Source organism: Frondihabitans sp. OV104 (assembly GCF_057787745.1).
The window spans coordinates 2,892,330-2,914,719 of the sequence record NZ_CM173541.1 but is presented as its reverse complement, the minus strand read 5'-3'; the positions used below and the strand labels follow the sequence as shown (position 1 = coordinate 2,914,719).

The 22,390-nt window shown below is 71.2% G+C and carries 29 protein-coding genes and 1 tRNA gene; 21 read left to right on the top strand and 9 right to left on the bottom strand.

Annotated features, from left to right (window positions below; translation table 11 throughout):
- Positions 1–157 precede the first annotated feature (157 nt).
- Positions 158–2,341 carry a sensor histidine kinase gene (locus AC3CBB_RS13620; protein ID WP_488625008.1) on the top strand — a complete coding sequence of 728 codons (2,184 nt, stop codon included), beginning with the start codon at positions 158–160 and terminating at the stop codon, positions 2,339–2,341.
- A 37-nt stretch (positions 2,342–2,378) separates the two neighbouring features.
- On the opposite strand, the gene AC3CBB_RS13615 is transcribed toward AC3CBB_RS13620, so the two are convergent.
- Positions 2,379–2,449 (bottom strand) — tRNA-Gly (locus tag AC3CBB_RS13615).
- 164 nt (positions 2,450–2,613) lie between these two features.
- Between AC3CBB_RS13615 and AC3CBB_RS13610 the strand changes: the two genes are divergently transcribed.
- Together AC3CBB_RS13610 and AC3CBB_RS13605 are read left to right on the top strand one after the other, a co-directional pair.
- On the top strand, positions 2,614–3,138 hold the full coding sequence (locus AC3CBB_RS13610; RefSeq protein WP_123505749.1) for an NADPH-dependent FMN reductase: 525 nt from the start codon (positions 2,614–2,616) through the stop codon (positions 3,136–3,138).
- A 2-nt stretch (positions 3,139–3,140) separates the two neighbouring features.
- A complete protein-coding gene (locus AC3CBB_RS13605; protein ID WP_488625007.1) occupies positions 3,141–3,662 on the top strand; it encodes a flavin reductase family protein in 522 nt (173 codons plus the stop codon).
- 52 nt (positions 3,663–3,714) lie between these two features.
- On the opposite strand, the gene AC3CBB_RS13600 is transcribed toward AC3CBB_RS13605, so the two are convergent.
- Genes AC3CBB_RS13600 through AC3CBB_RS13590 form a run of 3 tightly spaced genes read right to left on the bottom strand, consistent with a single transcriptional unit; the run spans position 3,715 to position 5,161 of the window.
- Complete coding sequence (locus AC3CBB_RS13600) at positions 3,715–4,023, bottom strand: hypothetical protein (RefSeq protein WP_123505747.1); 309 nt, start codon at positions 4,021–4,023, stop codon at positions 3,715–3,717.
- Positions 4,020–4,583 carry an Asp23/Gls24 family envelope stress response protein gene (locus AC3CBB_RS13595; protein WP_123505746.1) on the bottom strand — a complete coding sequence of 188 codons (564 nt, stop codon included), beginning with the start codon at positions 4,581–4,583 and terminating at the stop codon, positions 4,020–4,022. Before AC3CBB_RS13595 ends, AC3CBB_RS13600 begins: the two co-directional genes overlap by 4 nt.
- Positions 4,580–5,161 carry an RNA polymerase sigma factor gene (locus AC3CBB_RS13590; RefSeq protein WP_488625006.1) on the bottom strand — a complete coding sequence of 194 codons (582 nt, stop codon included), beginning with the start codon at positions 5,159–5,161 and terminating at the stop codon, positions 4,580–4,582. Before AC3CBB_RS13590 ends, AC3CBB_RS13595 begins: the two co-directional genes overlap by 4 nt.
- A 133-nt stretch (positions 5,162–5,294) precedes the next feature.
- Here AC3CBB_RS13590 and AC3CBB_RS13585 point away from each other — a divergent pair, with 133 nt between their 5' ends.
- From AC3CBB_RS13585 to AC3CBB_RS13565, 5 genes are read left to right on the top strand one after another with little or no spacing between them, the layout of a single operon-like run.
- Positions 5,295–5,807, top strand: coding sequence for an Asp23/Gls24 family envelope stress response protein (locus tag AC3CBB_RS13585; RefSeq protein WP_488625005.1), 513 nt, complete (start codon positions 5,295–5,297; stop codon positions 5,805–5,807).
- Positions 5,804–5,995, top strand: a complete 192-nt coding sequence (locus tag AC3CBB_RS13580; protein WP_123505743.1) for a DUF2273 domain-containing protein — start codon at positions 5,804–5,806, stop codon at positions 5,993–5,995. The genes AC3CBB_RS13585 and AC3CBB_RS13580 overlap by 4 nt, the downstream gene beginning before the upstream one ends.
- Entirely contained in the window at positions 5,992–6,474 is a 483-nt protein-coding gene (locus tag AC3CBB_RS13575; RefSeq protein WP_488625004.1) for a hypothetical protein, read from the top strand. The genes AC3CBB_RS13580 and AC3CBB_RS13575 overlap by 4 nt, the downstream gene beginning before the upstream one ends.
- Positions 6,471–7,043 carry a DUF6286 domain-containing protein gene (locus AC3CBB_RS13570; protein ID WP_488625003.1) on the top strand — a complete coding sequence of 191 codons (573 nt, stop codon included), beginning with the start codon at positions 6,471–6,473 and terminating at the stop codon, positions 7,041–7,043. The genes AC3CBB_RS13575 and AC3CBB_RS13570 overlap by 4 nt, the downstream gene beginning before the upstream one ends.
- The gene (locus AC3CBB_RS13565) at positions 7,040–7,648 is read left to right on the top strand and encodes a hypothetical protein (RefSeq protein WP_488625002.1); all 609 of its coding nucleotides are present in this window, start codon (positions 7,040–7,042) and stop codon (positions 7,646–7,648) included. Before AC3CBB_RS13570 ends, AC3CBB_RS13565 begins: the two co-directional genes overlap by 4 nt.
- A gap of 11 nt (positions 7,649–7,659) precedes the next feature.
- Here the strand turns inward: AC3CBB_RS13565 and AC3CBB_RS13560 are convergent, their stop codons facing one another.
- Positions 7,660–8,619 carry an NAD(P)H-quinone oxidoreductase gene (locus AC3CBB_RS13560; RefSeq protein ID WP_488625001.1) on the bottom strand — a complete coding sequence of 320 codons (960 nt, stop codon included), beginning with the start codon at positions 8,617–8,619 and terminating at the stop codon, positions 7,660–7,662.
- A gap of 169 nt (positions 8,620–8,788) precedes the next feature.
- On the opposite strand from AC3CBB_RS13560, the gene dcd reads away from it, so the two are divergent.
- Positions 8,789–9,400, top strand: a complete 612-nt coding sequence (dcd, locus tag AC3CBB_RS13555; RefSeq protein WP_123505738.1) for a dCTP deaminase — start codon at positions 8,789–8,791, stop codon at positions 9,398–9,400.
- On the opposite strand, the gene idi is transcribed toward dcd, so the two are convergent.
- Positions 9,397–9,930, bottom strand: coding sequence for an isopentenyl-diphosphate Delta-isomerase (gene idi, locus AC3CBB_RS13550; RefSeq protein ID WP_233579936.1), 534 nt, complete (start codon positions 9,928–9,930; stop codon positions 9,397–9,399). The genes dcd and idi overlap by 4 nt on opposite strands.
- A 64-nt stretch (positions 9,931–9,994) precedes the next feature.
- Between idi and AC3CBB_RS13545 the strand changes: the two genes are divergently transcribed.
- The 10 genes from AC3CBB_RS13545 (at position 9,995) to AC3CBB_RS13500 (ending at position 17,382) form a co-directional block, all read left to right on the top strand.
- On the top strand, positions 9,995–11,089 hold the full coding sequence (locus tag AC3CBB_RS13545) for a polyprenyl synthetase family protein (protein ID WP_488625000.1): 1,095 nt from the start codon (positions 9,995–9,997) through the stop codon (positions 11,087–11,089).
- The gene (locus AC3CBB_RS13540; RefSeq protein ID WP_123505735.1) at positions 11,086–11,940 is read left to right on the top strand and encodes a phytoene/squalene synthase family protein; all 855 of its coding nucleotides are present in this window, start codon (positions 11,086–11,088) and stop codon (positions 11,938–11,940) included. The genes AC3CBB_RS13545 and AC3CBB_RS13540 overlap by 4 nt, the downstream gene beginning before the upstream one ends.
- Positions 11,937–13,526 (top strand): phytoene desaturase family protein, encoded by a 1,590-nt coding sequence (gene crtI, locus AC3CBB_RS13535; RefSeq protein WP_488624999.1) that lies wholly within the window; start codon positions 11,937–11,939, stop codon positions 13,524–13,526. The genes AC3CBB_RS13540 and crtI overlap by 4 nt, the downstream gene beginning before the upstream one ends.
- Positions 13,526–13,870: a lycopene cyclase domain-containing protein gene (locus AC3CBB_RS13530; RefSeq protein ID WP_123505733.1), complete on the top strand. Its 345-nt coding sequence runs from the start codon at positions 13,526–13,528 to the stop codon at positions 13,868–13,870. The genes crtI and AC3CBB_RS13530 overlap by 1 nt, the downstream gene beginning before the upstream one ends.
- Positions 13,867–14,187: a lycopene cyclase domain-containing protein gene (locus AC3CBB_RS13525; RefSeq protein ID WP_488624998.1), complete on the top strand. Its 321-nt coding sequence runs from the start codon at positions 13,867–13,869 to the stop codon at positions 14,185–14,187. The genes AC3CBB_RS13530 and AC3CBB_RS13525 overlap by 4 nt, the downstream gene beginning before the upstream one ends.
- Entirely contained in the window at positions 14,184–15,053 is an 870-nt protein-coding gene (locus AC3CBB_RS13520) for a prenyltransferase (protein ID WP_488624997.1), read from the top strand. The genes AC3CBB_RS13525 and AC3CBB_RS13520 overlap by 4 nt, the downstream gene beginning before the upstream one ends.
- A gap of 94 nt (positions 15,054–15,147) precedes the next feature.
- The gene (locus tag AC3CBB_RS13515) at positions 15,148–15,414 is read left to right on the top strand and encodes a hypothetical protein (RefSeq protein WP_199738232.1); all 267 of its coding nucleotides are present in this window, start codon (positions 15,148–15,150) and stop codon (positions 15,412–15,414) included.
- A gap of 2 nt (positions 15,415–15,416) precedes the next feature.
- Positions 15,417–15,884: a phage holin family protein gene (locus AC3CBB_RS13510; protein ID WP_488624996.1), complete on the top strand. Its 468-nt coding sequence runs from the start codon at positions 15,417–15,419 to the stop codon at positions 15,882–15,884.
- Positions 15,881–16,129, top strand: a complete 249-nt coding sequence (locus tag AC3CBB_RS13505) for a DUF3618 domain-containing protein (protein WP_488624995.1) — start codon at positions 15,881–15,883, stop codon at positions 16,127–16,129. The genes AC3CBB_RS13510 and AC3CBB_RS13505 overlap by 4 nt, the downstream gene beginning before the upstream one ends.
- Positions 16,130–16,242: 113 nt before the next feature.
- Complete coding sequence (locus AC3CBB_RS13500; protein WP_488624994.1) at positions 16,243–17,382, top strand: YhjD/YihY/BrkB family envelope integrity protein; 1,140 nt, start codon at positions 16,243–16,245, stop codon at positions 17,380–17,382.
- A 27-nt stretch (positions 17,383–17,409) separates the two neighbouring features.
- Here the strand turns inward: AC3CBB_RS13500 and AC3CBB_RS13495 are convergent, their stop codons facing one another.
- Complete coding sequence (locus AC3CBB_RS13495) at positions 17,410–18,174, bottom strand: VOC family protein (RefSeq protein ID WP_488624993.1); 765 nt, start codon at positions 18,172–18,174, stop codon at positions 17,410–17,412.
- 41 nt (positions 18,175–18,215) lie between these two features.
- A complete protein-coding gene (locus AC3CBB_RS13490; protein ID WP_488624992.1) occupies positions 18,216–19,013 on the bottom strand; it encodes an isocitrate lyase/PEP mutase family protein in 798 nt (265 codons plus the stop codon).
- Between the two features lie 174 nt (positions 19,014–19,187).
- On the opposite strand from AC3CBB_RS13490, the gene AC3CBB_RS13485 reads away from it, so the two are divergent.
- The gene (locus AC3CBB_RS13485; protein WP_488624991.1) at positions 19,188–20,282 is read left to right on the top strand and encodes a LacI family DNA-binding transcriptional regulator; all 1,095 of its coding nucleotides are present in this window, start codon (positions 19,188–19,190) and stop codon (positions 20,280–20,282) included.
- Positions 20,283–20,315: 33 nt separating this feature from the next.
- Here AC3CBB_RS13485 and AC3CBB_RS13480 read toward each other — a convergent pair whose 3' ends face one another.
- The gene (locus AC3CBB_RS13480; protein ID WP_488624990.1) at positions 20,316–21,605 is read right to left on the bottom strand and encodes a GNAT family N-acetyltransferase; all 1,290 of its coding nucleotides are present in this window, start codon (positions 21,603–21,605) and stop codon (positions 20,316–20,318) included.
- A gap of 89 nt (positions 21,606–21,694) precedes the next feature.
- Here AC3CBB_RS13480 and AC3CBB_RS13475 point away from each other — a divergent pair, with 89 nt between their 5' ends.
- The gene (locus AC3CBB_RS13475) at positions 21,695–22,255 is read left to right on the top strand and encodes a TetR/AcrR family transcriptional regulator (RefSeq protein ID WP_488624989.1); all 561 of its coding nucleotides are present in this window, start codon (positions 21,695–21,697) and stop codon (positions 22,253–22,255) included.
- Positions 22,256–22,390: the final 135 nt, after the last annotated feature.

Genomic DNA, 22,390 nt, shown 5'->3' with positions numbered 1-22,390 from the left:
CGGGTCGACGTAGCGTACCGAGGTGCCCGAGCCTCACCCAGATCAGTCGGCCGATCTGTCATCGTCCCTTCGCAGGATCCCGCCGTCGCGCCCCGCCGCGACGAGTACACGACCTGTCAGCAGCACGGCGCCGCTCCGGCTCGGGGTCGAGCGAGGCATGGCCGCGACGCTGGCCATCGTCGCCGGCCTGCTGGTGCTCCTCGCCCTGCCCGAGTTCGTCGGGGATCACAGGCCCGACCGCTTCCCTCTCCTCGTCGTGGCTCTCTGCCTGGCGGGGTCGATGGTGGCGCCGCTGCCCCTCGCGCTCGCGCGGAGCACGGGCCTGCTGCGGACGGGGCTCTGGCTGCCGGTGGCCTCCTACGTCGCGCTCCTCGTCGTGGAGCCCTTCACGCTCCGCGACCCGCTGCCGCTGGGATCGACGCCATGGCTCCTCGGCCTGTCTCTGATCGCCTTCAGCTGCACTGCGCTGGCCGAGTCGAACCCGTTCCGCGCCGGCGTCATCTGCCTCGGGATCGACGCGGCTCTGGCCGTCGTCTACGCCGACAGGCTTCCCATCGCCCACACCCTGATCACCAACTTCGGACTCCTCCTGCTGGCGGCGGGCCTGATCGCGGGAGTCCGGGCGCTGCGCGCGCGGGCGGATCGGGCGGACCGGGCCGAGGAGCGAGCGCGGATGCTCTTCGAAGACCACCAGCGCCAGGGCGCGCTCGAAGCCGAGCGTGTCCGCACGGACGCGCTGCTGCACGACACTGTTCTCGCGGCACTCCTGGCTGCGGCCGGCAACGACGCGCCGGACCGTGCTGCCGGCATGGCCCGGGCGGCTCTCGATATCGTGTCTGCCACCGGCGCTCGCCCGCAGACGCCACCGCGGATCGCCTCCCTCGGCACGGCACTGTCGAACGCCGAGGCCGACCTCGCCCGCTTCCGTGGTGTGGCCACCCTCGACCTGACCGGCCTGGACGCCCTGGAGCTGCCGCCCGAGGTGGCGGAGGCTCTCATCTCCGCGACCGTGCAGGCTCTCTGCAACAGCGTGACCCATGCCGGGCCGTCCGCCCGGCGGACCGCCGCAGGCTCCCGACTCGACGACGGCGGCCTCCGGATCACCGTCTCGGACGACGGATCCGGCTTCGACCTCGGATCCATCCCACAGGAGCGACTCGGCGTCCGGGTGTCGATCCTGGAGCGCGTGCGTCACGTCGGAGGGTCGGCGAGCATCCACTCGGCACCGGGCGAAGGCACCACCGTCGTCCTGGAGTGGCACCCCGATCGCGCCCCGTCGCCGCTCACCCGTCGACCGGGCGAGTCGTTGTTCACCGTCATCCCGCGGCGCGTCCTCTATCGAATCCTCGGCGCCCTGATCGTCGTGGCATCCCTCATCGCGACACTCGACGCCCTTCTCGTCACCCACGCGTACGCATCGGTCGCAGCATCCGTCCTCGGCCTGAGCATCCTGCCCGCCCTCCTCCAGGGAGCACGGCGCGGAACGATGTCGAACCGCGCCGCGTGGGTGACCACGGGAGTCGGGGTCCTCCTGTGCTGCATCGCGACGATCGGGCTCGATGCCGCCGACTTCGACTCGGCGTCCATCGCCCGATTCACCTGCGGCGTCCTCGCGGGGGCGGCCATGGGGTGGATGGCTGGCCGCAGGCTCCCGCCGCTCATCACCATGGGCGCCCTCGTGACGCAGATGACCCTGTGGGCGGGCCCGTCCGGTGTGATCCGGCTGGGCCTCGCCGGCGAGATCGTGATCGTCGTAGCCGGGCTGCTCATCCACCACGCCATCCGCAAGGTCACGGCCGCGGCCGAGGTCGCAGCCAGGCAGCACGTGGAGCTGACGATCCAGCAGGCCGAGCTGGACGCGTTCGACACCGAGCGCCAGCAGCGACTTCAGCACGCCGGGAACACGGCGGCGCCGATCCTCCGCCACATCATCGCCGTGGTCGGCCGACTGGGCGAGGACGCCCGTACCGAATGCCGCGTGCTGGAGCAGGCTCTCCGCGACGAGATCCGCGGCCGCAGCCTGCTCAACGAGGCCGTCCGCCAGGTGGTCTCGGCCCATCGCCGCCGTGGCGCGCTCGTGCAGATCCTCGACGACGGCGGTCTCGACGGCCTCGATCCTGCCGCCCTCGACCTGCTCTTGGACGACGTGGCTCGGCACCTCGAGCCCGTCCGGTCGAGCCGCATCATCATCCGGACCGGCCGCCCCGAATCCGACACCGCCATAACCATCGTCGCCTCGACCCCCGACGAGACGGCCGCCGCCCTCGGCCTCGACGCCGACGACGAGGTCGACCTCTGGGTCACGATCCCGCATCCGGAGGCCGTCGAGCTCGCTGCCTGAGGACCCGCCGACACAGCGACGCCGAACGACCAGAGAGAGCGAGTGACGGGAATCGAACCCGCGCTATCAGCTTGGGAAGCTGAAGTTCTGCCATTGAACTACACTCGCGCACCGCCGAAGCGGAGCAAGACTACGCCGAGACGCAGCCCGTCAAGCATACCGAACGGCACGTGACCCCTGAGAACCCACGGCGTAATGCAGGCGTAATTCGCGAGCCACGCAGGCGAAATGCGCCGGGCGAAGACTGAGCGCATCCCAGTCAAGGAGCATCCATGATCGTCACAGTCGTCGCCGGCAACCCCAAGCCGGCCTCCCGCACGCTCGAGGCCGCCCGCCATGTGGCCGAGTCGATCACCGGCCGAGCCGCCGACAGCGAGGTCGACGTGGTCACTCTCGGTCCTTCTCTGCTCGGCTGGGGCGACGACACCGTGAAGGCAGCGGTCGAGCTCGTGGCCGGCAGCGACCTCGTGATCGTGGCCTCGCCGACGTACAAAGCGAGCTACACGGGTGTGCTCAAGTGCTTCCTCGACCAGATCGACGGGGCCACCGGGCTGAAGGGCGTCACGGTCGTGCCGCTCATGCTCGGCGCGGGGCCGACTCACGCCCTCGCTCCCGAGCTGCTGCTCAAGCCGATCCTGGTCGAGCTGGGCGCCACCGCTCCCGCGCAGGGCCTGTATCTGAACGAGAAGGCCTACGCCGACGAGGGCGCGTACGGCGGCTGGCTCGACAACTGGAGAGACATCGTCCTGGCATCCGCATCCGCCACCCTCGCTTCGTCTGCCTCGGGCAAGGAGTAGCCATGACCACCACCGCGATCCACGACCTCGTCGAGGTCGGCACGCCCGATGCCGCAGCAGCGGTCAAGCTCGCATTCGGCTCGTTCCCCTCCGGTGTCGCGGCGCTAGCGGCAGAGGTCGACGGAGTCAGGGTCGGAATGGTCTCGTCGTCGTTCAGCGTCGGCGTCTCCTTCGACCCGCCGATGGTTATGTTCTCGGTGCAGAACTCCTCGACGACCTGGCCGATCCTCAAGCAGGCGGGCAGGATCGGCATCTCGATCCTGGGCTCGGCCCACGACGAGGCCTGCTACCAGCTGTCGAGCCGCAGCCGCGACCGCTTCGCCGGCCTCGACCTCCACGAGCCCGAGTCCGGTGCGATCTTCGTGCACGACGCCACCGTGTGGCTCGAGTGCGTGGTGCGCTCCGAGATTCCGGCGGGCGACCACCACGTCGTCGTGCTCGAGGTCACGTCGCTGCGCGTCGGCGACCAGACGGAGCCGCTCGTCTACCACGGCACGCGCTTCCGACGGCTCATCGCCGTCTGACCTCGCAGAATGCCAGGGGCGCAGGAACTCGCGCCCCACCGCCGCCAGGCCCCTAGCCCAGCGCGACGATCCTGACGTCGACGCCCGGCCCGGGCGCCCCTCGCGCGGCCAGATGGTCGAGCACCGCCGCCGCGACCGTGCGCGCCACTGCGGGCCCCGAGTGCTCGGGCCCCACTGCGACGTCGAGCTCGACCCTCGTCTGCGTCGCGGATAGGGCGACGGCGACCTGCGGTGTCGTCTTCGTGACCGTGCCGATGACGCTCCGGGCGAGCTGGGCGAAGCCGGGCCGCGGGTAGATCGCGGCGACGCCGGGAACGGAGCGGACGACCGCGGCGAGGTCGTCGGCGAGCGTGTCGGTCATGCGGCACCTCCGCCGAGCTGGTGCACGTCGCCGACGATCACGTCGACGCTGTCGACGACGAGCTCGGTCTGCGCGAGCAGGCGGGTGGCCACCGCTTCGCGGACCTCGTCGGCCATCGCCGGCACGAAGATCCCGCGGAGGGCGCTGATGGTGACTTCGACGTGAATCGGCGCGCCGGGCTCGGCGAGCGGACCGTCGAGACCGCAGGAGATGACCACGGCTCCGGGCACCGAGTCGCCGGCCTCGCGGATGAGGCCGCGGACAGCCCCCTCCGTCAGATGCAGCGTGCTCTGCAGGTCGGAGGAGACGAGAGGGATGTCGCGGCCGCTCCGCGCCTCGCGTCTGACGCGTTCCATGACGCCGCCGAACCAGCTCGGGTCGGCGAGGCTCTCCTGGGTGCCCTCGTCGGCGACCAGCCGGCTCGACAGGGCCCGGAGGCGCTGCAGCACAGCGAGCTGCCCGGCGTTCTCGGGAACCTCCTCGATCGAGGGGTCGTAGGGGATCCGGCCGGAGTCCAGGTAGTCGGCCAGGCGCTCGAGGGTGACGGTCTCGTCGCTCATCGCCAGGCCTCCATCTCTGTGGTCAGTGTCTCTCTCGCCCGGGCCAGCTGGCCTCGGGCGGCGGTGGTCGTGATGCCGAGGTGCTCCGCGATCTCGCCGTACGACTCGCCACCCACCTCGCGGAGGATCCAGCTCTGCCGCTGGAGCGGGGGCAGGCGGTCGAGCGCGCGGCGCAGGCCGGCCATCGCGTCGTCGGTCTGGGCGATGCGGGCCGGGTCGCCGTGGTCGTCGACCGGCAGCCGCGCCGAGACCGCCTCGTCGTCGATGTCGTCGGACGGCTTCCTGGCCCGCATCAGGTCGAATGCCTTCCGCGAGACGATCCGCATCATCCATCCCCGGACGGCATCCGGCGTGGTCAGGTTGGGCAGCTCGCGCCAGATCGCCACCGAGGCCTCCTGCACGGCGTCGGACGCATCGTGCTTCGAGCTCGTGAGGCGCACGGCGTAGGCGGTCATGAGGCCGAGGTGCCGCCGCAGGAGCACCTCGAAGGCGCGCGCGTCTCCGTCGGCCGCCCGGCGAGCGAGCAGCCCGTCGGAGGCCTCGGCCAGCGACGGCGCGGGCGGGGGAGCGAAGTTCACCCCCTCAGACAACACCCCGGTTCCTGCAAAAAAAGTTTTTCGAAGAAAGTGCGTGACGTTTTCGGGAGTGGATGCGTCTCATCGTTACGCGGCCTCAAGCCGCCCCGGACTCTCATCCCAGAGGAGCACCATCATGGCCGACAAGCCCACCGTCCCGACCGCTACCGCCACCCCGACGCCCACCGCCACTCCGGCGGCCGGCCGCGTCGACAAGTTCGCCACGCCGGTGACGACCACGACGACCGCCACGGGTGCGGCCACCTCAGGCAAGACCGTCATCGCCGACAGCGTCATCTCGAAGGTCGCCGGCATCGCAGCCCGCGAGGTTCCCGGTGTGTTCGCTCTGGGTGGCGGCGCCGCCCGCGCGTTCGGCGCCATCCGCGACGTGATCGGCTCGACCGACCTGTCGCAGGGCGTGCGCGTCGAGGTCGGGGAGACCCAGGTCGCCGCCGACGTCACCATCGTCGTCGAGTACCCGACGCCGATGAACGCCGTCGCCGAGCAGGTCCGTTCCGCGGTCGCCCTTGCCATCACCGACCTCGTCGGAATGCAGGTCGCCGAGGTCAACGTCGCGATCAACGACGTGCACATCCCCGGCGAGGACGACGACGACGAGAGCGTGCCCGCCGAGAGCCGCGTGCAGTGAGCGCGACGACCACGGGCATCGTGATCGGCGCCGTCCTCGGCGTCGTCGCGGTGGCCTTCGGCTTCTGGGCGCTCGTGCTGGTGGCCGTGTTCATCGCCGTCGGCGCCCTCGTCGGCCGCGTGGCGGCGGGCGAGCTCGACGTCTCCAGCCTCGCCGACGTGCTCCGCGGACGGCGCTCGTCCCAATGACAGACCCCCAGGCCGCCGCTCCCGTCGATGGCGACGGGGCGGCTTCGAGCGGGTGGTCGTCGGGTCCTGATTCCCCGGCGGCCACCTCTGTGCACCCCGGTGGCATCGACCACCCGGTCGGCTCGCGCGACGTCCCCGGGCGGGGGCCCGTGATCCCGGGTCACGTCAGCATCGCCTCCCGCGCCCTCCAGCGCGTCGGCGGTGCCGTCGTGGCCGAGCAGCTGCTCGTCGAGCGGCGCGACGTCCGGGTCGACGCACGCGACGACGACGGCAGCCTCGCTCTCCGCGTCTCGACGCCGATGACGATCCCCCCGCTGACAGCCGTACCCGCCGATCAGGTCGGCGTGGTCGCCACGATCACAGCGCTCCAGGAGACTCTGACCCGTCGCATGGCCGAGATCACGGGGCGCTCCGTCTCGCGCGTCGATGTCACCGTGACCGGCAGCCGCCTCCCCCTCACGAACGGACGACTTTCATGAGCTCCCTCAACCGGCGGATCCTGCGCCGCGAGACCCATTCATCGCGCTCCGGAGCGACCGTCGTCGTCCTCGTCGTTCTCGCGCTCGTCGCCGCCTACGTCGGCGTCGAGGCCGTCTACGCCGCCCTCGGCCGGAAGCCTCTGCTGTTCTCGCCGCTGGACGTGCTCGGCTCGCTCCTGACTGCGGCGACCACCCAGGGCGGCCTCGTGATCGCAGCCGGCATCGTCACCGGCCTCCTCGGCCTCGTGCTGCTCGTCATCGCGCTCACGCCCGGCCGCCGTGGCCGCCACACCCTCGACGACCCGCGCCTCGCTGTGGTCGTCGACGACCAGGTCGTCGCCGCGTCGCTCGCCCGCACCACCCGTGTCGCCGCCGCCTTGGCGCCCGGCCAGGTCAGCGCCTGGGTCTCGCGTCGTGAAGCCCGCGTCACGATCACGCCCGCGTCGGGTGCGCTGGCCGATGTCGAGGCCGTGCAGGCCGCGGCGTCCGACGAGCTCGCGGCCATCGGCTACCGGCCGGCCGTCACCGCCGACGTCCGCGTTACCCGAACAGGAAAGCTCGGCGCATGACCTCCACCAATCGTCCTCTCAACCGGCTCTTCCTCGGGCTCGTCGGGCTCGTCTTCCTCGCGGTCGGGGCCTTCCTCGTCGCGGCGGCCCTCCCCGGCCGGTCGGTCGTCCGGGACTGGATCGGCCGCGCACGCGACGCCCAGGACACCGCGCTGAAGTCGTCGGCCATCGGCCAGCCCGCGCCCTTCGACGGCAGCTACCTGCCGTGGGGACTCGCAGTCGTCTGCCTCGTCGTCGTGCTCGTCGCCGTCATCGCGGCGATCGCCCGCGGCGGCGGACGCACCGACCGCGTCGTCGAGGTCGACGAGCCCGCCGGGCGGATCGTCGTCTCGTCGCAGTTCGCTGAGACCGCGCTCGTCGACGCGCTCCAGCCGCGCCGCGACATCGCAGCCGTCTCGGTCGCGTCGTATCAGCTCAAAGGAGCGCCGGCCCTCAAGCTGCGCCTGCGCCTGACGGCCGGGTCGTCGCCGGTCCCTGCCGTGCGGGCGGCCTCCGAGGCCGTCACCGGGCTGGACGCCGTGCTCGGCGGCCCGCCCCTGCCTGTGCTCGTCGAGGTCGTCGGGGCGTCGCCCGTGCGACCCGGCGCGGACTCGCGCGTCAGCTAGATCCGCTCGCGTCAGACGCGCAGCAGCAGCTTGCCGACGTGGCCGCCCTCCTCCATCCTCCGATGGGCGAGGGCGGCTTCGTCGAGTGAGAACACCGTGTCGATGATCGGACGCACGACGCCCTGCTCGACCATGGGCCAGACGTGCTCGCGCAGGCCGCGGATCACCTCGGCCTTCTCGGCGATGGGGCGCGACCGCAGAGTGGTGCCCCAGACGCGACCGCGCTTGGCCATGAGCGCGCCGAGCTGGAACGTCGACGCGGCGTTGCTCTGATTGGCGATGACCATGATCCGGCCGCCGGTGCGGAGAGCTGCGATGTTGCGCTCGAGGTAGTCGCCGCCCACCAGGTCGAGGACGACGTCGGCGCCGCCGAGTTCCTGCGCCTTCTCGACGAAGTCGGCCTCGTGGTAGTCGACGGCGGTCGCACCGAGCGACTCGCAGAAGGCGACCTTCGCCGCCGAGCCCGCCGTCGCCAGCACCTGGGAGCCCAGCGCCGTGGCGATCTGAATCGCCATCGTGCCGATGCCGCTCGAGCCGCCGTGCACGAGCAGCGTCTCGCCAGGCTGGAGCTGCGCGCTCTGGAACACGTTCGACCAGACCGTCGCCGCGGCCTCCGGGAGGCCGGCCGCCTCAACGAGGTCGACCCCGTCGGGCACCGGCAGCACGAGGCGCGCGTCGACGGCGACCCGCTCGGCGTATCCGCCGCCGGCAAGGAGCGCGCAGACGCGGTCGCCACGGGCGAAGGCGGTGTCGCCGGGGTCGGCGACGGTGCCCGACACCTCGAGGCCGGGCCACTCCGGCGCGCCGGGCGGCGGCGGGTAGTGGCCCTGGCGCTGGTTGACATCGGCGCGGTTGACGCCGGCCGCGACCACGTCGAGGACGACCTCGCCGGGGCCCGCGGTCGGGTCGGGTGCCTCGCCGGGCGTGAGGACGTCGGGGTCGCCGGGCTCGGAGATCAAGATCGCTCGCATGGGATGATCCTGCCCCGTGCTCGCCGTCGAGAACTCAGGTTCGGTGCGCGGCGCCGCCGGCGGGGCACGTGCCAAGCCCCGCCCGGCCCGCACCGCCCCTGAGTTGCCAACGGCCGCCCGGCCCGCACCGCCCCTGAGTTGCCGACCGCCGCCCCGCTAGGCTGGCCGGGTGCTGCTCTCCGACCGCGACATCAAGGCCGAACTCGACCTCGGGCGCATCGGGCTCGACCCGTACGACCCGAGCCTGATCCAGCCGTCGAGCATCGACGTGCGGCTCGACCGCTTCTTCCGGCTGTTCGACAACCACAAGTACCCGTTCATCGACCCGGCCGAAGACCAGCCGGAGCTGACGCACCTCGTCGAGGTCGACCCCGACGAGCCGTTCATCCTGCACCCGGGCGAGTTCGTGCTCGGCTCGACGTACGAGCTGGTGACCCTGCCCGACGACATCGCGGCGCGCCTCGAGGGCAAGTCGTCGCTCGGCCGCCTCGGCCTCCTGACCCACTCGACCGCCGGCTTCGTCGACCCGGGCTTCTCGGGCCACGTCACCCTCGAGCTCTCGAACGTCGCCACCCTGCCGATCAAGCTGTGGCCGGGCATGAAGATCGGGCAGATCTGCTATTTCCGGCTGTCCTCGCCGGCCGAGAACCCCTACGGCTCGTCGATCTACGGCTCGCGCTACCAGGGACAGCGGGGCCCCACGGCGTCGCGGTCCTTCCAGAACTTCGTCCGCACCGACACGGGTGCGGCACCGTCAGCGGCCAAGGACGCACAGGCTTAGGCCGAGTGCGGCCACTGCTCCAGCTGCCACCCCAGCCACGGCGACCACGCGAACGGCGCGGCCTCGACGGAGGCCTGCAGGTCGGCGGGCGAGATCCACGCCCACTCGGCGACCTCGTCGGGCGACGGCGCCGGGACCCCGACGGCCACGGCGGTGAACACCGGGCAGATCTCGTGCTCCACGACGCCCGAGGCGTCGACGGCGCGGTAGCGGAAGTCGGGCAGGATGGCCTCGACCTCGGCGACCTCCATCCCGAGCTCCTGGCTTGCGCGGCGGCGGACCGCCTCGGCAGGCGTCTCGCCGGGCGCGGGGTGGCCGCAGAAGGAGTTGGTCCAGACGCCCGGCCAGGTCGCCTTCGTCAGCGCACGACGGGTGACGAGGATGTCCCCCGTCTCCGGGTTCGTCACGTGGCAGCTAAAAGCCAGGTGAAGAGGGGTTTCCGTCGTGTGGACGAGGGATTTGGGGTACGTGCCGACGGAGTTTCCGGCCTCGTCGACCAATACCACCAGCTCATCGAGGTCGTGTGCCACGGAGGCCGTGGTCGGCTGAGGAAGTGCCTCGGATTCGGGTCTCATTGCGCTGTAGTCTGCCCTAATGGAAGGTGATCACGCGCTCGCAGAGCTGCAAGCGGTGGGCGGGGGTCGCGCCTCCGACACTACCGAGCGGGTCGACGAGGTTCTCGCCGGGTTCTTCCAGGGCGCAAAGCGCCGGGCCGCCCGACTCGGGCCCCGCTACGTCGACCTCTGGAACGTGCTCGAGCGCAACTCGGCCGGCGGCAAGCGGTTCCGCCCACGCATGGTCGTCGCCGCCTACGAGGGCCTCGGCGGCACGGACGCCGACGCGTGCGCCTCGGTGGGCGCGGCGTTCGAGCTGCTCCACACGGCGCTCATCGTGCACGACGACGTCATCGACCGCGACTTCTCGCGCCGCGGGATCCCCAATGTCTCCGGCAGCTACCGCGACACGGCGACGACCGCCGGCATCAGCACGCCCGCGGCCGAGCACCGCGGAATGTCGGTCGGCGTGATCGCCGGCGACCTCGCCCTCACCGGAGCGTCGCGTCTCATGCTCGAGGTCTCCTGCTCCGCCGGGGTCCGCGCGCAGCTGCTCGACGTGCTCGACGAGGCCGTCTTCGCCAGCGCCGGCGGCGAGCTGCTCGACGTCGAGCTCAGCCTCTCGCCCGAGGTCCCGTCGGTCGACGAGGTGCTCGAGATGGAGCGCGCGAAGACCGCCGTCTACTCCTTCGAGGCTCCCCTCATGGCGGGCGCTCTGCTCGCCGGCGCGGCACCCGACGTGGTCGTCGCCCTGCAGTCGTTCGGTCGCGAGATCGGCATCGCCTACCAGATCGTCGACGACCTCCTCGGCGTCTACGGCGTCGAGACGGAGACCGGCAAGACCACGCTCGGCGACCTCCGCGAGGGCAAGCGAACCGTCCTGATCGCGCACGCGGCGACGACCGACGACTGGTTCGCGATCCGGCCCTTCATCGGCAAGTCCGACCTGACCCTCGACGAGGCCGAGCACGTCCGGGCGCGGCTGGAGTCGTGCGGGGCCAAGGCCGCCGCCGAGCGCCTCGTCGACGAGCACGCCCGCCGAGCGCTGGCGATCCTCGACTCCGAGCTGATCACCGCCGACCTCCGATCGGTTCTCCACCCCGTCGTCGACACGGTTCTCGAGCGGACCCGATGACCCGTCTCGCCCTCTACGACCGGGTCGCCCACGAGGCCTCGGCCGACGTCATCCGCCGCTACTCGACCTCGTTCGGGCTCGCCTCGCGGCTCCTCGGCGCCGACGTCCGCGCCCACGTCGAGAACATCTACGCCCTCGTGCGGGTCGCCGACGAGATCGTCGACGGCCCCGCGGCCGAGGCGGGGGCCGACCCGGCCGAGTGCGAGCGCATCCTCGACGAGTTCGAGCGCGAGACCGAGCAGGCCATCGCCATCGGATTCAGCGCCAACCTCGTGGTCCACGCTTTCGCGGCCACCGCCCGAGAGACCGGCTTCGCGCAGGAACTCACCGCCCCGTTCTTCGCCTCCATGCGACGTGACCTCCACGCCGCCGAGCACGACCAGGCGTCGTTCGACCTGTACGTCTACGGGTCTGCCGAGGTCGTCGGCCTCATGTGCCTCCGGGCGTTCCTCCAGGGCCGCACCTACGACGCCCGCACCCTCGTGAAGCTCGAGAACGGGGCGCGCGCTCTGGGCGCGGCGTTCCAGAAGGTGAACTTCTTGCGCGACCTCAGCGACGACTTCGAGACACTGGGCCGCAGCTACTTCCCGGGGGTCGACCCGGCGAGCTTCAGCGACAGCGAGCGCGACCGACTCGTCGCCGACATCGACGCGGACCTCGCGGTGGCACGCGAGTGCCTCGAGTTCCTGCCGTCGTCATCCCGGCGTGCGGTCGCGCTGGCGCTGGGCCTCTTCGCCGAGCTGAACCGCCGCCTGGCCGTGACGCCGGCGGTCGAGCTGATGCGCACCCGGATCCGCGTGCCGAACCCCGTGAAGCTGCGCATCGCGGCGCGAGCGGCGGCCGGACTGTGAGCGGCAAGACGGCCGTCGTCATCGGCGGCGGCATCTCGGGTCTCGCCTCGGCCGGGCTGCTGGCGCGCGAGGGGTACGCGGTGACCGTGCTCGAGAAGGCGGGCGCGGTGGGCGGCCGGGCGTCGACGTGGGAGTCCGACGGGTTCCGCTTCGACATGGGGCCGAGCTGGTATCTGATGCCGGAGGTGTTCGACCACTTCTTCCGGCTGATGGGCACGACGGCCGAGGCCGAGCTCGACCTGGTGCCGCTCGACCCCGGCTACCGGGTGTACTTCGAAGACGGCGAGCCGATCGACATCCCGCAGGGGCTGGCCGAGAACCTCGAGCTGTTCGACCGTCTCGAGCCGGGCGCCGGAGAGCGGATGCGCCGGTACCTCGCTTCGTCCCGCGAGACGTACGACATCGCGAAGGAGCGCTTCCTCTACACGAGCTTCGGCAGCCTGCTGCCGCTGCTGCGCCGCGACGTCCTGACCCGCCTGCCGAAGCTCGCGCGCCTGCTGCTGCAGAACCTCGACTCGCTGGTCGGGAAGACGGTGAAGGAGCCGCGGCTGCGGCAGATCCTCGGGTATCCGGCGGTGTTCCTGGGCTCGTCGCCGTACGAGACGCCGAGCATGTACCACCTCATGTCGACGCTCGACCTCGACGACGGCGTGCAGTACCCGATGGGCGGCATCGCGGCGGTCATCGCGAGCATCGAGAAGCTGGCCCGCGAGGCCGGTGTGACCATCGTGACGGAAGCCGAGGTCACCCGGATCCGCACCACGGCCGGCCGGCGTCCGCGAGCCACCGGCGTCGACTGGGTCGACTCGTCTGGCACCGCGCGATCCACCTTCGCCGACGTCGTCGTCTCGGCGGCCGACCTGCACCACACCGAGACGGCGCTGCTGTCGAGCGAGCTGCAGACGTACGGCGAGAGCTACTGGGCCGACCGCAACCCCGGCCCGAGCGCCCTTCTGATGTACCTCGGCGTCGAGGGCGAGCTGCCCGAGCTCGAGCACCACACGCTGTTCTTCTCGAGCGACTGGCACGACAACTTCGGCCGCATCTTCCACGAGCCGAAGAGCATCCCGGCGCCGCCCTCGCTCTACGTCTGCAAGCCGTCGATCGTCGACCCGGCCACGGCGCCCACGGGACAGACGAACCTCTTCGTGCTCGTGCCGCTGCCGGCTCAGCCGGAGCTCGGGCGCGGCGGCGTCGGGCTCGATGCCGCCGGGGGCACCTCTGTCGTCGACAACTCAGGCTCGGTGCAGCTCGAGCGCCTCGGCGACGCTGTCATCGAGCAGATCGGCGCCTGGGCTGGCGCACCGGACCTGAGTTCTCGAATCGTCCTCCGTCGCACCCGCGGCCCGCAGGACTTCGTCGACGACTACAACTCGTGGTCGGGCAGCATGCTCGGCCCGGCGCACACGCTCCGGCAGAGCGCGATGTTCCGCGCGGGCAACGCCTCGAAGCGGGTCCGCGGCCTGCACTACGTCGGCGGATCGGTGCGGCCCGGGATCGGGCTGCCGATGTGCCTCATCAGCGCCGAGGTGCTCCTCAAGAACCTCCGGGGCGACACCTCGACCGAGCCGCTTCCGGAGCCCTGATGGGCGTGCTCTACCTCGTCGGCCTCCTCGTCGCCCTGACGGGAATGGTCGTGCTCGACCGTCGCTTCGGCCTGTTCTTCTGGCGCGACGCCCGCCGGGCCGCCGTCGTGCTCCCGGTCGGCATCGCGTTCTTCCTGGTCTGGGACCTCCTCGGGATCCGGAGCGGCATCTTCTTCCGCGGCGAGACGTCGTTCATGACGGGCCTCCAGATCGCACGGGAGCTCCCGGTGGAGGAGGTCTTCTTCCTCGCGCTGCTCTGCTACCTGACGATGAACCTCGCCGCCGGCATGCCGCTCGTGCTGTCGGCAACTCAGGGTCGACGCACGCGGGGGCGGCGCTCGTGAGCTACTGGGCGCTCAACGCGTTCTTCCTCGGCGCCGTCGCCCTGGCGGGGATCGCGGCCGCGATGACGCTCCGAGCGCGTCGGGCTCGCGTGCACGGCTCCTGCGTTGTCAGCGCGGCGCTCACTGTCGGCGTGCTCCTCGTGATGACCGCCGTCTTCGACAACGTCATGATCGGCATCGGCCTCGTCGGCTACGACTCCGCGAAGATCAGCGGTGTGTTCGTCGGCATCGCACCTCTGGAAGACTTCGCGTACGCCGTCGCGGCGCTCGTCCTGCTGCCGTCGCTGTGGGTGCTGCTCGAGAGGAGGCCGAGGTGAAGGCGCTCTTCCCCGTGTCGCGCCCGCTGAGCTGGGTGAACACGGCGTTCCCCTTCGCGGCCGCGTACATCCTCACCGGGCTCGGCTCGGACGGCGTGAACTGGATCATCGCGATCGTCGGCATCGCCTACTTCCTCGGGCCCTACAACCTGGCGATGTACGGCATCAACGACGTCTTCGACTACGAGAGCGACCTCCGCAACCCGCGCAAGGGCGGCGTCGAGGGCGCGATGGTCGACCGCAGCTTCCACGCCACGATCCTGCGGGCCGTGGTCGTGACGAATGTGCCCTTCTTGGTTTTCCTCGTGCTGGTCGGGCATCCGCCGAGCTGGGCGGTGCTGGCGGTCAGCGTCTTCGCCGTCATCGCCTACTCGTTGAAGGGGCTTCGGTTCAAAGAGCGGCCCTTCCTCGACTCGATCACGAGCAGCACGCACTTCACGAGTCCCGCTGTCTACGGACTCGTGCTCGCCGGCGCCACGTTCACCCCGCAGCTCTGGGCGCTGCTCGGCGCCTTCTTCCTCTGGGGGATGGCGAGCCACGCGTTCGGCGCGGTCCAGGACGTCGTCGCCGACCGCGAGGGCGACATCGCCTCGATCGCCACCGTCATGGGCGCGGCCTGGACCGTCCGATTCGCGTTCGCCGCGTACGCGCTCGCCGGCGTGCTGATGCTGTTCACCGCGTGGCCCGGCCCGCTGGGGGCTCTGCTGGTGGTGCCGTACCTCGTGGCGGTCGCACCGTTCTGGAGCGTGGCCGACGCCGAGGCCGAGTCGGCCAACCGCGGGTGGCGCCGGTTCCTGGCCATCAACTTCGCGTGCGGATTCCTCACCACGATGCTGCTGATCTGGTGGGTGGCTCTGGGCCGCTGATCGTCGTTTTCCGACAGTCGCCCATCGATTTGGCCGGGAACGGCTCCGCAGTGCCAGCCTTAAGGTCTGTTCATCTCAACCCAAGGAGAATCGCATGAGAGGCAAGATCCTGTTCGTCGCCGGACTCGCAACCGGATACGTCGTGGGTGCCCGCGCGGGTCGCCAGTCGTACGAGAAGATCAAGCGCCGTGCCGACCAGGTCTGGCACGACCCGTCGGTTCAGCGTGGCGTCACCAAGGCCGAGGACTTCGTTGCCGAGAAGGCGCCGATCGTCGGCAAGAAGGTGCAGGAGGCTGCGTCCGACGCCGCCCACGCCGCTACGGAGAAGGTCAAGTCGGCCACCTCGAAAGACACTCCCTGACCGTGGGTCTCTTCGACGTCTTCGACACGAAGCCCGAAGCGGGCGAGCGCAAGTCGCTCGGCAGCATGCTGGCTTCGCTCCCCGATCTCATCTCGCGGCTGATCCGGGGTGAGATCGCTCTCGCGCGTGCTGAGCTGATCGCCAAGCTCAAGGTCGCCGGTCGCGGGATCGGCCTGCTGGTCGGCGCCGCCGTGTTCGGCTTCATCCTGCTCGAGGTGCTGATCGCCGCGGCGATCCTGGGCACCGCGACGGTGTTCCCAGCCTGGCTCGCGGCGCTTCTCGTAGCGGCGGCTCTGCTCGTCATCACGGCCGCGCTGGCCTTCGTCGGCTACCGCTCGCTCAAACGGGGCGTTCCGCCGGTGCCGACCGAGACGATCAAGAACGTCCGGAGCGACGTGCACGCCCTCAAGGGCGACGCCGCGAAGGAGTCGGCCGCGAAGTCAGAAGCGGCGGAAGGCGACGCGAGATGAGCGAGCGCGACGACCCGAAGAAGCCTGCCGACGGGCTCGCCGACGAGGTCGCGAAGACCCGTGACGAGTTCGCGGCCACGCTCGACGCGATCGAAGACCGCCTGAACCCGAAGACCCAGCTGCGCCGAGCCCGGTCGCGCGTGAGCAACGACCCTAAGGTCCTTGCCGCCGCGGCCGTCGGCGCTGCCGGGCTGGCGGCGGCAGTCACCGGCGTCGCACGCCTCGTGTCGCGCGCTCGCCGCTGATCCCTCCCCGGCGCGGACCCCTCATCTGGCGCTCAGCCACGCGAGACCTGCCCACGCGAGACCCCGCCCACACGAGACCCACCCACGCGAGACGTTGACCCCCGGAGGACCCCGTGGCCCGAACTGCTGCACCTGCCCGCGAGACCGGCGACGACGTCCGTGACGAGGGCCCCGATTCGCCGCTCGACCTGACCAAGCGCACCTGGATCTACACGCTCAAGAAGACCCTGCGCGAGTTCTCGAGCGACAGCTGCACGGATCTCGCCGCGTCGCTCACCTACTTCGCGGTCCAGGCTCTCTTCCCGGCCCTCCTGGCGATCGTGTCGATCCTCGGCCTGTTCGGCCAGGCGGACCAGACGACCAAGCAGGTCCTCGCCCTGCTCGGCCAGCTCGGCGCCTCCGACCAGATCATCCAGACGATCAGCGGCCCGGTCGAGGCGCTCTCGAAGTCACCCGCCGCCGGCATCACCTTCGTCGTCGGCGTGGTGGGCGCCATCTGGTCGGCCTCCGGCTACGTCGGAGCCTTCGGCCGCGCCATGAACCGGATCTACGACCGCCAGGAGGGGCGCCCGATCTGGAAGCTCCGCCCGACCAACCTCCTCGTCACGATCATCGCTGTCGTATTGATCGTGATGGCCGGGTTGATCCTCGTGCTGAGCGGTGACATCGCCCGCACGATCGGCGACTTCGTCGGGCTCGGCGACGCCGCAGTGACCGTCTGGCTCATCGTCAAGTGGCCCGTGCTCGCCATCATCATCGTCGTCGTGGTCGCGGTGCTGTACTACTTCTCGCCGAACGTGAAGCAGCCGAAGTTCCGCTGGATGAGCATGGGCGCGCTGCTCGCGATCGGCATCTGGCTGATCGCTTCGATCGGCTTCGCGTTCTACGTCGCGAACTTCTCGAACTACAACAAGACGTACGGCGCTCTCGGCGGCGTCATCGTCTTCCTGCTCTGGCTGTGGATCACGAACAACGCCCTGCTCTTCGGCGCCGAGTTCGACGCCGAGGCCGAGCGCGGCCGCGAGCTCCAGGCGGGCATCAAAGCCGAGGAGGACATCCAGCTGCCCCTCCGCGACGACCGCCAGATCGAGAAGAAGGCGCTCAAGCACGAGAAGGACGTCCAAGAGGCGATCGAGGTCCGCGAGGCGGCAGAGCAGCAGCAGGAACTCGAGACGGCCGAGAAGGAGCGCGAGCGCGCCGGCTCCGAGTCCACGCCCAAGAACCCCGTCGACAACCCCGCCGACTTCGTCTGATCTTCTGGGAGACGCTGGCCCCGCAGATCAGGTGATGATCTTGATGAGCGCGCCGGTCGGGTCGGCGAGCATGCCCATGCGGCCGAACGGCGTGTCTTCGGGCGCGTCGACGACGCGGCCGCCGAGCTCGACGGCGTCGGCCATCGTCGCGTCGGCGTCGGCGACGTTGATGTAGACGAACCACTTCGCCGGAGCGCCCGGCTCCCAGTACAGCTTCGCGTCCATGACGCCGGCGTACGGCCGCTCGTCGACCATCAGCTGCGAGTAGCGGAACTCGGGGGTATCGGCCATCGAGTTCGTCTGCCAGCCGAAGGCCTGCTGGTAGAAGGTCAGCGAGTCGTCGTAGTCGACGGTGTGCAGCTCGAACCAGGCGGGTGCGCCGGGTTCGGCGAGCACCTGGAACCCGCCGTTGGTGCCGCGCTGCCAGGCGGCGATCGCCGCGCGGCCGGTGTCCTCGGCGACGACCATCGAGCCGAGGTCGCCCACGGGGTGTGGTCCCACGTGCACGACGCCGCTCGCACCCGTGATGGCCTCCGCAGTCGTCTCGGCGTCGTCGGTCTCGAGGTAGACGAGCCAGGCGTCATCGACGGCGTCGGGATCGCGGTTGCCGATGAGCCCGCCGATCTGGCGGCCGCCGAGGCTGATCGTGACGTAGCCGCCGAACTCGGGCGGGGTGTCGCCCATCGTCCAGCCGAACAGTCCCGAGTAGAAGGCGCGGGCCCCGGCGACGTCGCGCGTCGAGAGGTCCATCCAGAGAGGTGCTCCTGTGGGGAAGCCGGAGGGTGCGGGCATGGGGTGGTGCTCCGTTCGCGAGGTGGACAGAAGCGGGAGGGTCAGAACGAGAATCCGAGCTCGGCGGGGTACTCGCCGCGTGCCGTGAGAGTGGCCGCCGCGTCGCGGAGGTGCGAGAGCGTGAGGCCCATGGCGCGCGGCCCGAAGCTCACGCGTGATACCCCGAGCTCGGCGAGCTTCGCGAGCGGCACGCTGTCGGCACCCGAGATGACGCTGACCTTGCCGTGGATCTGCGAGAGCGCGTCGGCCACCATCTGCTCGGTCGTGAGGCCGAGCACGAACGCGACGTCGGCGCCGGCGTCGAGGTAGGCGTTGGCGCGGGTGACCGCGTCGTCCCAGAGCGACGGGTCGCCGGCGAGAGCGTCGACGCGAGCGTTGATGACGATGGGCACACCCGCGCGGTCGCCGGCGGCGCGGGCCGCGGCGATCTTCGAGACCTGGGTGTCGATGTCGTACAGCTCGGCCTTGTCGCGACCGACGCTGTCCTCGATGTTGAGGCCGGCCGCGCCCGCTTCGATGAGCCGCCAGACGTTGTCGCGCGTTCCTGCGGCATCCGTGGCGTAGGCCTTCTCGAAGTCGACCGAGACGGGCAGCTCGACCGAGCGGACGATCAGCTGGGCCGCGGCCAGGGCCTCGTCGACGTCGAGGCCTTCGCCGTCTTCGACGCCGTGCGCCTCGCTGATCGAGTGGCTCGCCGTCGCCAGCGCCTTCACCCCGGGAGCGGACGCGACGATGCGCGCCGTGATGCTGTCCCAGACGTTGGTGACGATCAGGGGATCGCCGGGAACGTGCAGAGAACGGAGCGTTTCGGCCTTTTCGGCCGTGGACTGGATCGACATGGGTCAAGCAAACCAGTCGGGGCCGATCGCCGCCAGCGTTGTCCACAGCCCCGTGCCGGTTTTCCACAGCGCCGCCGGCCCCGCGCGGGCCGCGCGGAAGGCGACGCCTAGACTTGCCGACACCGCCAGCCGAGACCGGCCGAGCGGAACGGCCCACGGAGAACGGGAGGCGAGTTGGCCAAGGCACCCACCGTGTACGACGTGGCCGACCATGCCGGCGTCTCGATCGCGACGGTCTCGCGCGTCCTCCGTCGGCCCGACGAGGTGCGGCCCGAGACTCGCGCCCGCGTGCTCGAGTCGGTACGAGACCTCGGCTACGTCCCGAGCGGCTCGGCCCGCGGCCTCGCCGGGCGCCGCACCGGAGTGCTCGGGCTGTTCCTGCCCGGCTACGACGGTATCGACGTCTCCGTGGCCGACACCGTCGACGGGCCGTCCGGCGTGCCGCTCATCGACGATCGCGAACCGATGGCCGCCCCGCCGTCGACGAGCCTCTACTTCGACGAGGTGCTCCGCGGCGCCGAGGTCGAGGCCTGGCGCCACGGATTCGCCCTCATGGTGGCTGCGGGCCGCGGTCAGAGTCGCGACGTGATGGTCAACGACATCGCGGGTCGGGTCGACGGCCTGGCGGTCCTCTCGCAGACGGTGCCCTCGGACCTCGTCGCGCACGTGTCGCGACGGATCCCCGTCGTCGTCGTCGCCGACACGAACCCGGGCGACGACCTCGATCACGTCGGGGTCGACAACGCCGGCGGCATGCGCGCTCTGGCGCACCACCTCGTCGACGGCCACGGCGTCACATCGGTCGTCTACGTCGCGGGGCCCAGCGACTCGCCCGACGAGGCCGGCCGCCGCGAGGGCCTCGACCGGGGGCTGGCCGACGGTGCGTTCGACCCGGCCGGGCTGCGGGTCGTCCCCGGAACCTTCGGGCGCGAGCGCGGCCGCGCCGTCGCCGAGCAGCTCCTCGCTGAGAGCGCCCTCCCGAGCGCGATCGTGTGCGCCAACGACCAGTCGGCTCTCGGTGTGCTCGACGTGCTCGCGGCGCGCGGGGTCGATGTGCCCGGGCGCGTGCTCGTCACCGGATTCGACGGCATCGACGCCGGTCGGTTCTCGACGCCGCGCCTCACGACCGTCCGGCAGCCGATGGCGGAGCTCGGCCGCGTCGCCGTCCGCGCGATCGTCGACCGTCTCGCCGACAGCACGCTTCCGGCGCGTCGACTGACGCTGCCGGTGCAGATCCTGCTCCGCGAGAGCTGCCCGCCGGCGCCCTAGGGTCGAATCCCGGGCGCCGCGACCAGCCGTCCGCTAGAAGTCCGTGACCCCGTACACCGGCCGGTCGGCGACGAACATGTGCGTCGCCAGACGGATCGCGCCTCGAGTGTGCTCGACCACGAGACCGGCCTCGCCGAGCACCGACACCGGAACGCCGCCGAGGTAGAGCGTGGCGAGGGTCGCGGCGTCGAGCTCGAGCGACGCGGGCGCGGAGTCGGCGATGCGCGTCGCGTGTCCGACGCCGTCGACGACCTCGAGGCGGAAGGTGCCCTCGGTGTGCCCGAGCTTGTCGTGCACGCGCAGGGTGATCTCGCCGTCGCGGGCGTAGGGCCGGGCTGAGAGGGCCTTCTGCACGTCGAGCACGCGGAGCCAGACGTGGTCGCTCTCGCGCTCGGTCTGAAGCGAGCGGCTCGCGGTGAGGGCGTGCAGCAGCGGTGTCTCGACGGGGGCCTTCGACCAGCGGATCCGCTGCACGAGATCGACCGAGCCGAGGAAGTCCCACAGCCCGAGGAAGGCGTCCGCCGTCGCACTCACGAGATCCGCGATCTCGAGCACCGACGCTCCCGCCTCCTCCCGCATCGAGTAGAGCACGTACCCGTCGGCCTCGCCGGAGTCGGGCACGTGGATGGCGGCGCGCAGCTCGTCATCGGGCTTGGCGGTGCCGTAGGTGAGGCCGTTGTAGAGGTTCGAGTACTGGCCCTGGCGGTCGACCGAGCCGGGCGTGGTCTCGTGGAAGCGGGCGAAGACGCGCGGTGCGATGGCGGCGAGCGAGGTGGGGCTGGCCATCTCGACGCGGCCGGTGGGCTGTGCGAGCAGGGTGACGGGAACGTCGCGCTCGAGCACGACGGTGCGCTTGCGGGTCGCCGGGCCGTAGCCGAAGCGGCGGTAGATGGTCGACTCGCTGGCCGTCAGCGCAGCCAGGGCGTGCCCCGACGCGGCGGCGGCGGCGAGGCGCTCGGTCATCAGGGTACGGAGCATGCCTCGGCGACGGTGGGTCGGGCGCACGGTGACGTCTGACACCAGGTACGCATCGACGAGGCGGCCGCCGCCGACATTGATCGTCTTGGTGTAGCCGGTGAAGGTGCCGACCGGCCAGGTCTCGTCGAGGCCGCCGGCGACCGGGCGCCTCGGGTACACGCCCGTGAAGACGCGGCCGTCGTCGACCGAGCCGATGGCCGACTCGCGCACGGCGTCGGCGTCGGCCTTCTCGTGGAACCCGATGCGGGTCGCTCCGAGCCAGGCGGCCGTCGCCTCGTCGGGCTTGCCGTCGACGAGGGCGGGCGAGAACGTGCGGACGACGTAGTCGTCATCGAAGGAGGCCATGCCTCCAGAGTAGGGGAGCGTCGCTGACCGGTCCCGGCGGGGCCCCAGCCGGTCGCCGCGCAGTCAAACGGATCGTCTATCCTCTTTTCATGCCCCGTCCGACGCGCGCCGATGCGCACCGCAACCGGGTGCGGCTGCTCGCCGCGGCCCGCGCCCGGCACCGGGCCGACGGCCGCGTGCCCGGCCTCAACGAGCTCGCGCGCGACGTCGGCATGGGCGTCGGAACGGTGTACCGGCACTTCCCGACCCAGCGGGCGCTGGAGGAGGGGCTGGCGGTGGAGCCCTTGCTGCGCCTGGTGGCCGTCGTGCGCGACGCCGCGGCGGTGGGCGATCCCGGCGAGGCGTTCGAGCGCGCCGTCCGCGGGTCCGTCGCTCTCCAGGTGCGCGAGGTCGGGCTCGGCGAGGTGGTGACGGCTCAGGATGCCGTCGACCCGGACGTGGCCGCGGCGAAGGCGGAGCTGCGGAGCCTCGGCCGCGCGGTGCTGGAGGCTGCGCAGAAGGCGGAGGCGGTCCGGCCCGACGTCGAGCCGGCCGACGTCGAGCGGCTCGCCCGAGGGGTCGAGGTCGCCGTGCGCCTCGCGCCCGAGCGGGGCCGTGCGGCGGTGCTCGACGCGTACCTGGAGGTCCTCCTGGCGGGGCTCAGGGCGTAGAGCGCGAGAGGACCCCGAGTTCCTGCGCTGCGATCGAGGCTTGTCTCCGAGCTATGTATGCGCTTACACTGACCATGGTCACGCCGCATCGACGCGGCACGCGCCCGGGCGGAAGCCTGCGCGGCGGATCGACAG

Excerpts from the sequence above, each read along its gene's own strand:
- AC3CBB_RS13620 (WP_488625008.1), top strand. The coding sequence starts at position 158 with ATGGCCGCGACGCTGGCCATCGTCGCCGGCCTGCTGGTGCTCCTCGCC.
- AC3CBB_RS13610 (WP_123505749.1), top strand. The coding sequence starts at position 2,614 with ATGATCGTCACAGTCGTCGCCGGCAACCCCAAGCCGGCCTCCCGCACG.
- AC3CBB_RS13605 (WP_488625007.1), top strand. The coding sequence starts at position 3,141 with ATGACCACCACCGCGATCCACGACCTCGTCGAGGTCGGCACGCCCGAT.
- AC3CBB_RS13600 (WP_123505747.1), bottom strand. The coding sequence starts at position 4,023 with ATGACCGACACGCTCGCCGACGACCTCGCCGCGGTCGTCCGCTCCGTT.
- AC3CBB_RS13595 (WP_123505746.1), bottom strand. The coding sequence starts at position 4,583 with ATGAGCGACGAGACCGTCACCCTCGAGCGCCTGGCCGACTACCTGGAC.
- AC3CBB_RS13585 (WP_488625005.1), top strand. The coding sequence starts at position 5,295 with ATGGCCGACAAGCCCACCGTCCCGACCGCTACCGCCACCCCGACGCCC.
- AC3CBB_RS13575 (WP_488625004.1), top strand. The coding sequence starts at position 5,992 with ATGACAGACCCCCAGGCCGCCGCTCCCGTCGATGGCGACGGGGCGGCT.
- AC3CBB_RS13570 (WP_488625003.1), top strand. The coding sequence starts at position 6,471 with ATGAGCTCCCTCAACCGGCGGATCCTGCGCCGCGAGACCCATTCATCG.
- AC3CBB_RS13565 (WP_488625002.1), top strand. The coding sequence starts at position 7,040 with ATGACCTCCACCAATCGTCCTCTCAACCGGCTCTTCCTCGGGCTCGTC.
- AC3CBB_RS13560 (WP_488625001.1), bottom strand. The coding sequence starts at position 8,619 with ATGCGAGCGATCTTGATCTCCGAGCCCGGCGACCCCGACGTCCTCACG.
- AC3CBB_RS13545 (WP_488625000.1), top strand. The coding sequence starts at position 9,995 with ATGGAAGGTGATCACGCGCTCGCAGAGCTGCAAGCGGTGGGCGGGGGT.
- AC3CBB_RS13540 (WP_123505735.1), top strand. The coding sequence starts at position 11,086 with ATGACCCGTCTCGCCCTCTACGACCGGGTCGCCCACGAGGCCTCGGCC.
- AC3CBB_RS13530 (WP_123505733.1), top strand. The coding sequence starts at position 13,526 with ATGGGCGTGCTCTACCTCGTCGGCCTCCTCGTCGCCCTGACGGGAATG.
- AC3CBB_RS13515 (WP_199738232.1), top strand. The coding sequence starts at position 15,148 with ATGAGAGGCAAGATCCTGTTCGTCGCCGGACTCGCAACCGGATACGTC.
- AC3CBB_RS13505 (WP_488624995.1), top strand. The coding sequence starts at position 15,881 with ATGAGCGAGCGCGACGACCCGAAGAAGCCTGCCGACGGGCTCGCCGAC.
- AC3CBB_RS13495 (WP_488624993.1), bottom strand. The coding sequence starts at position 18,174 with ATGCCCGCACCCTCCGGCTTCCCCACAGGAGCACCTCTCTGGATGGAC.
- AC3CBB_RS13490 (WP_488624992.1), bottom strand. The coding sequence starts at position 19,013 with ATGTCGATCCAGTCCACGGCCGAAAAGGCCGAAACGCTCCGTTCTCTG.
- AC3CBB_RS13480 (WP_488624990.1), bottom strand. The coding sequence starts at position 21,605 with ATGGCCTCCTTCGATGACGACTACGTCGTCCGCACGTTCTCGCCCGCC.
- AC3CBB_RS13475 (WP_488624989.1), top strand. The coding sequence starts at position 21,695 with ATGCCCCGTCCGACGCGCGCCGATGCGCACCGCAACCGGGTGCGGCTG.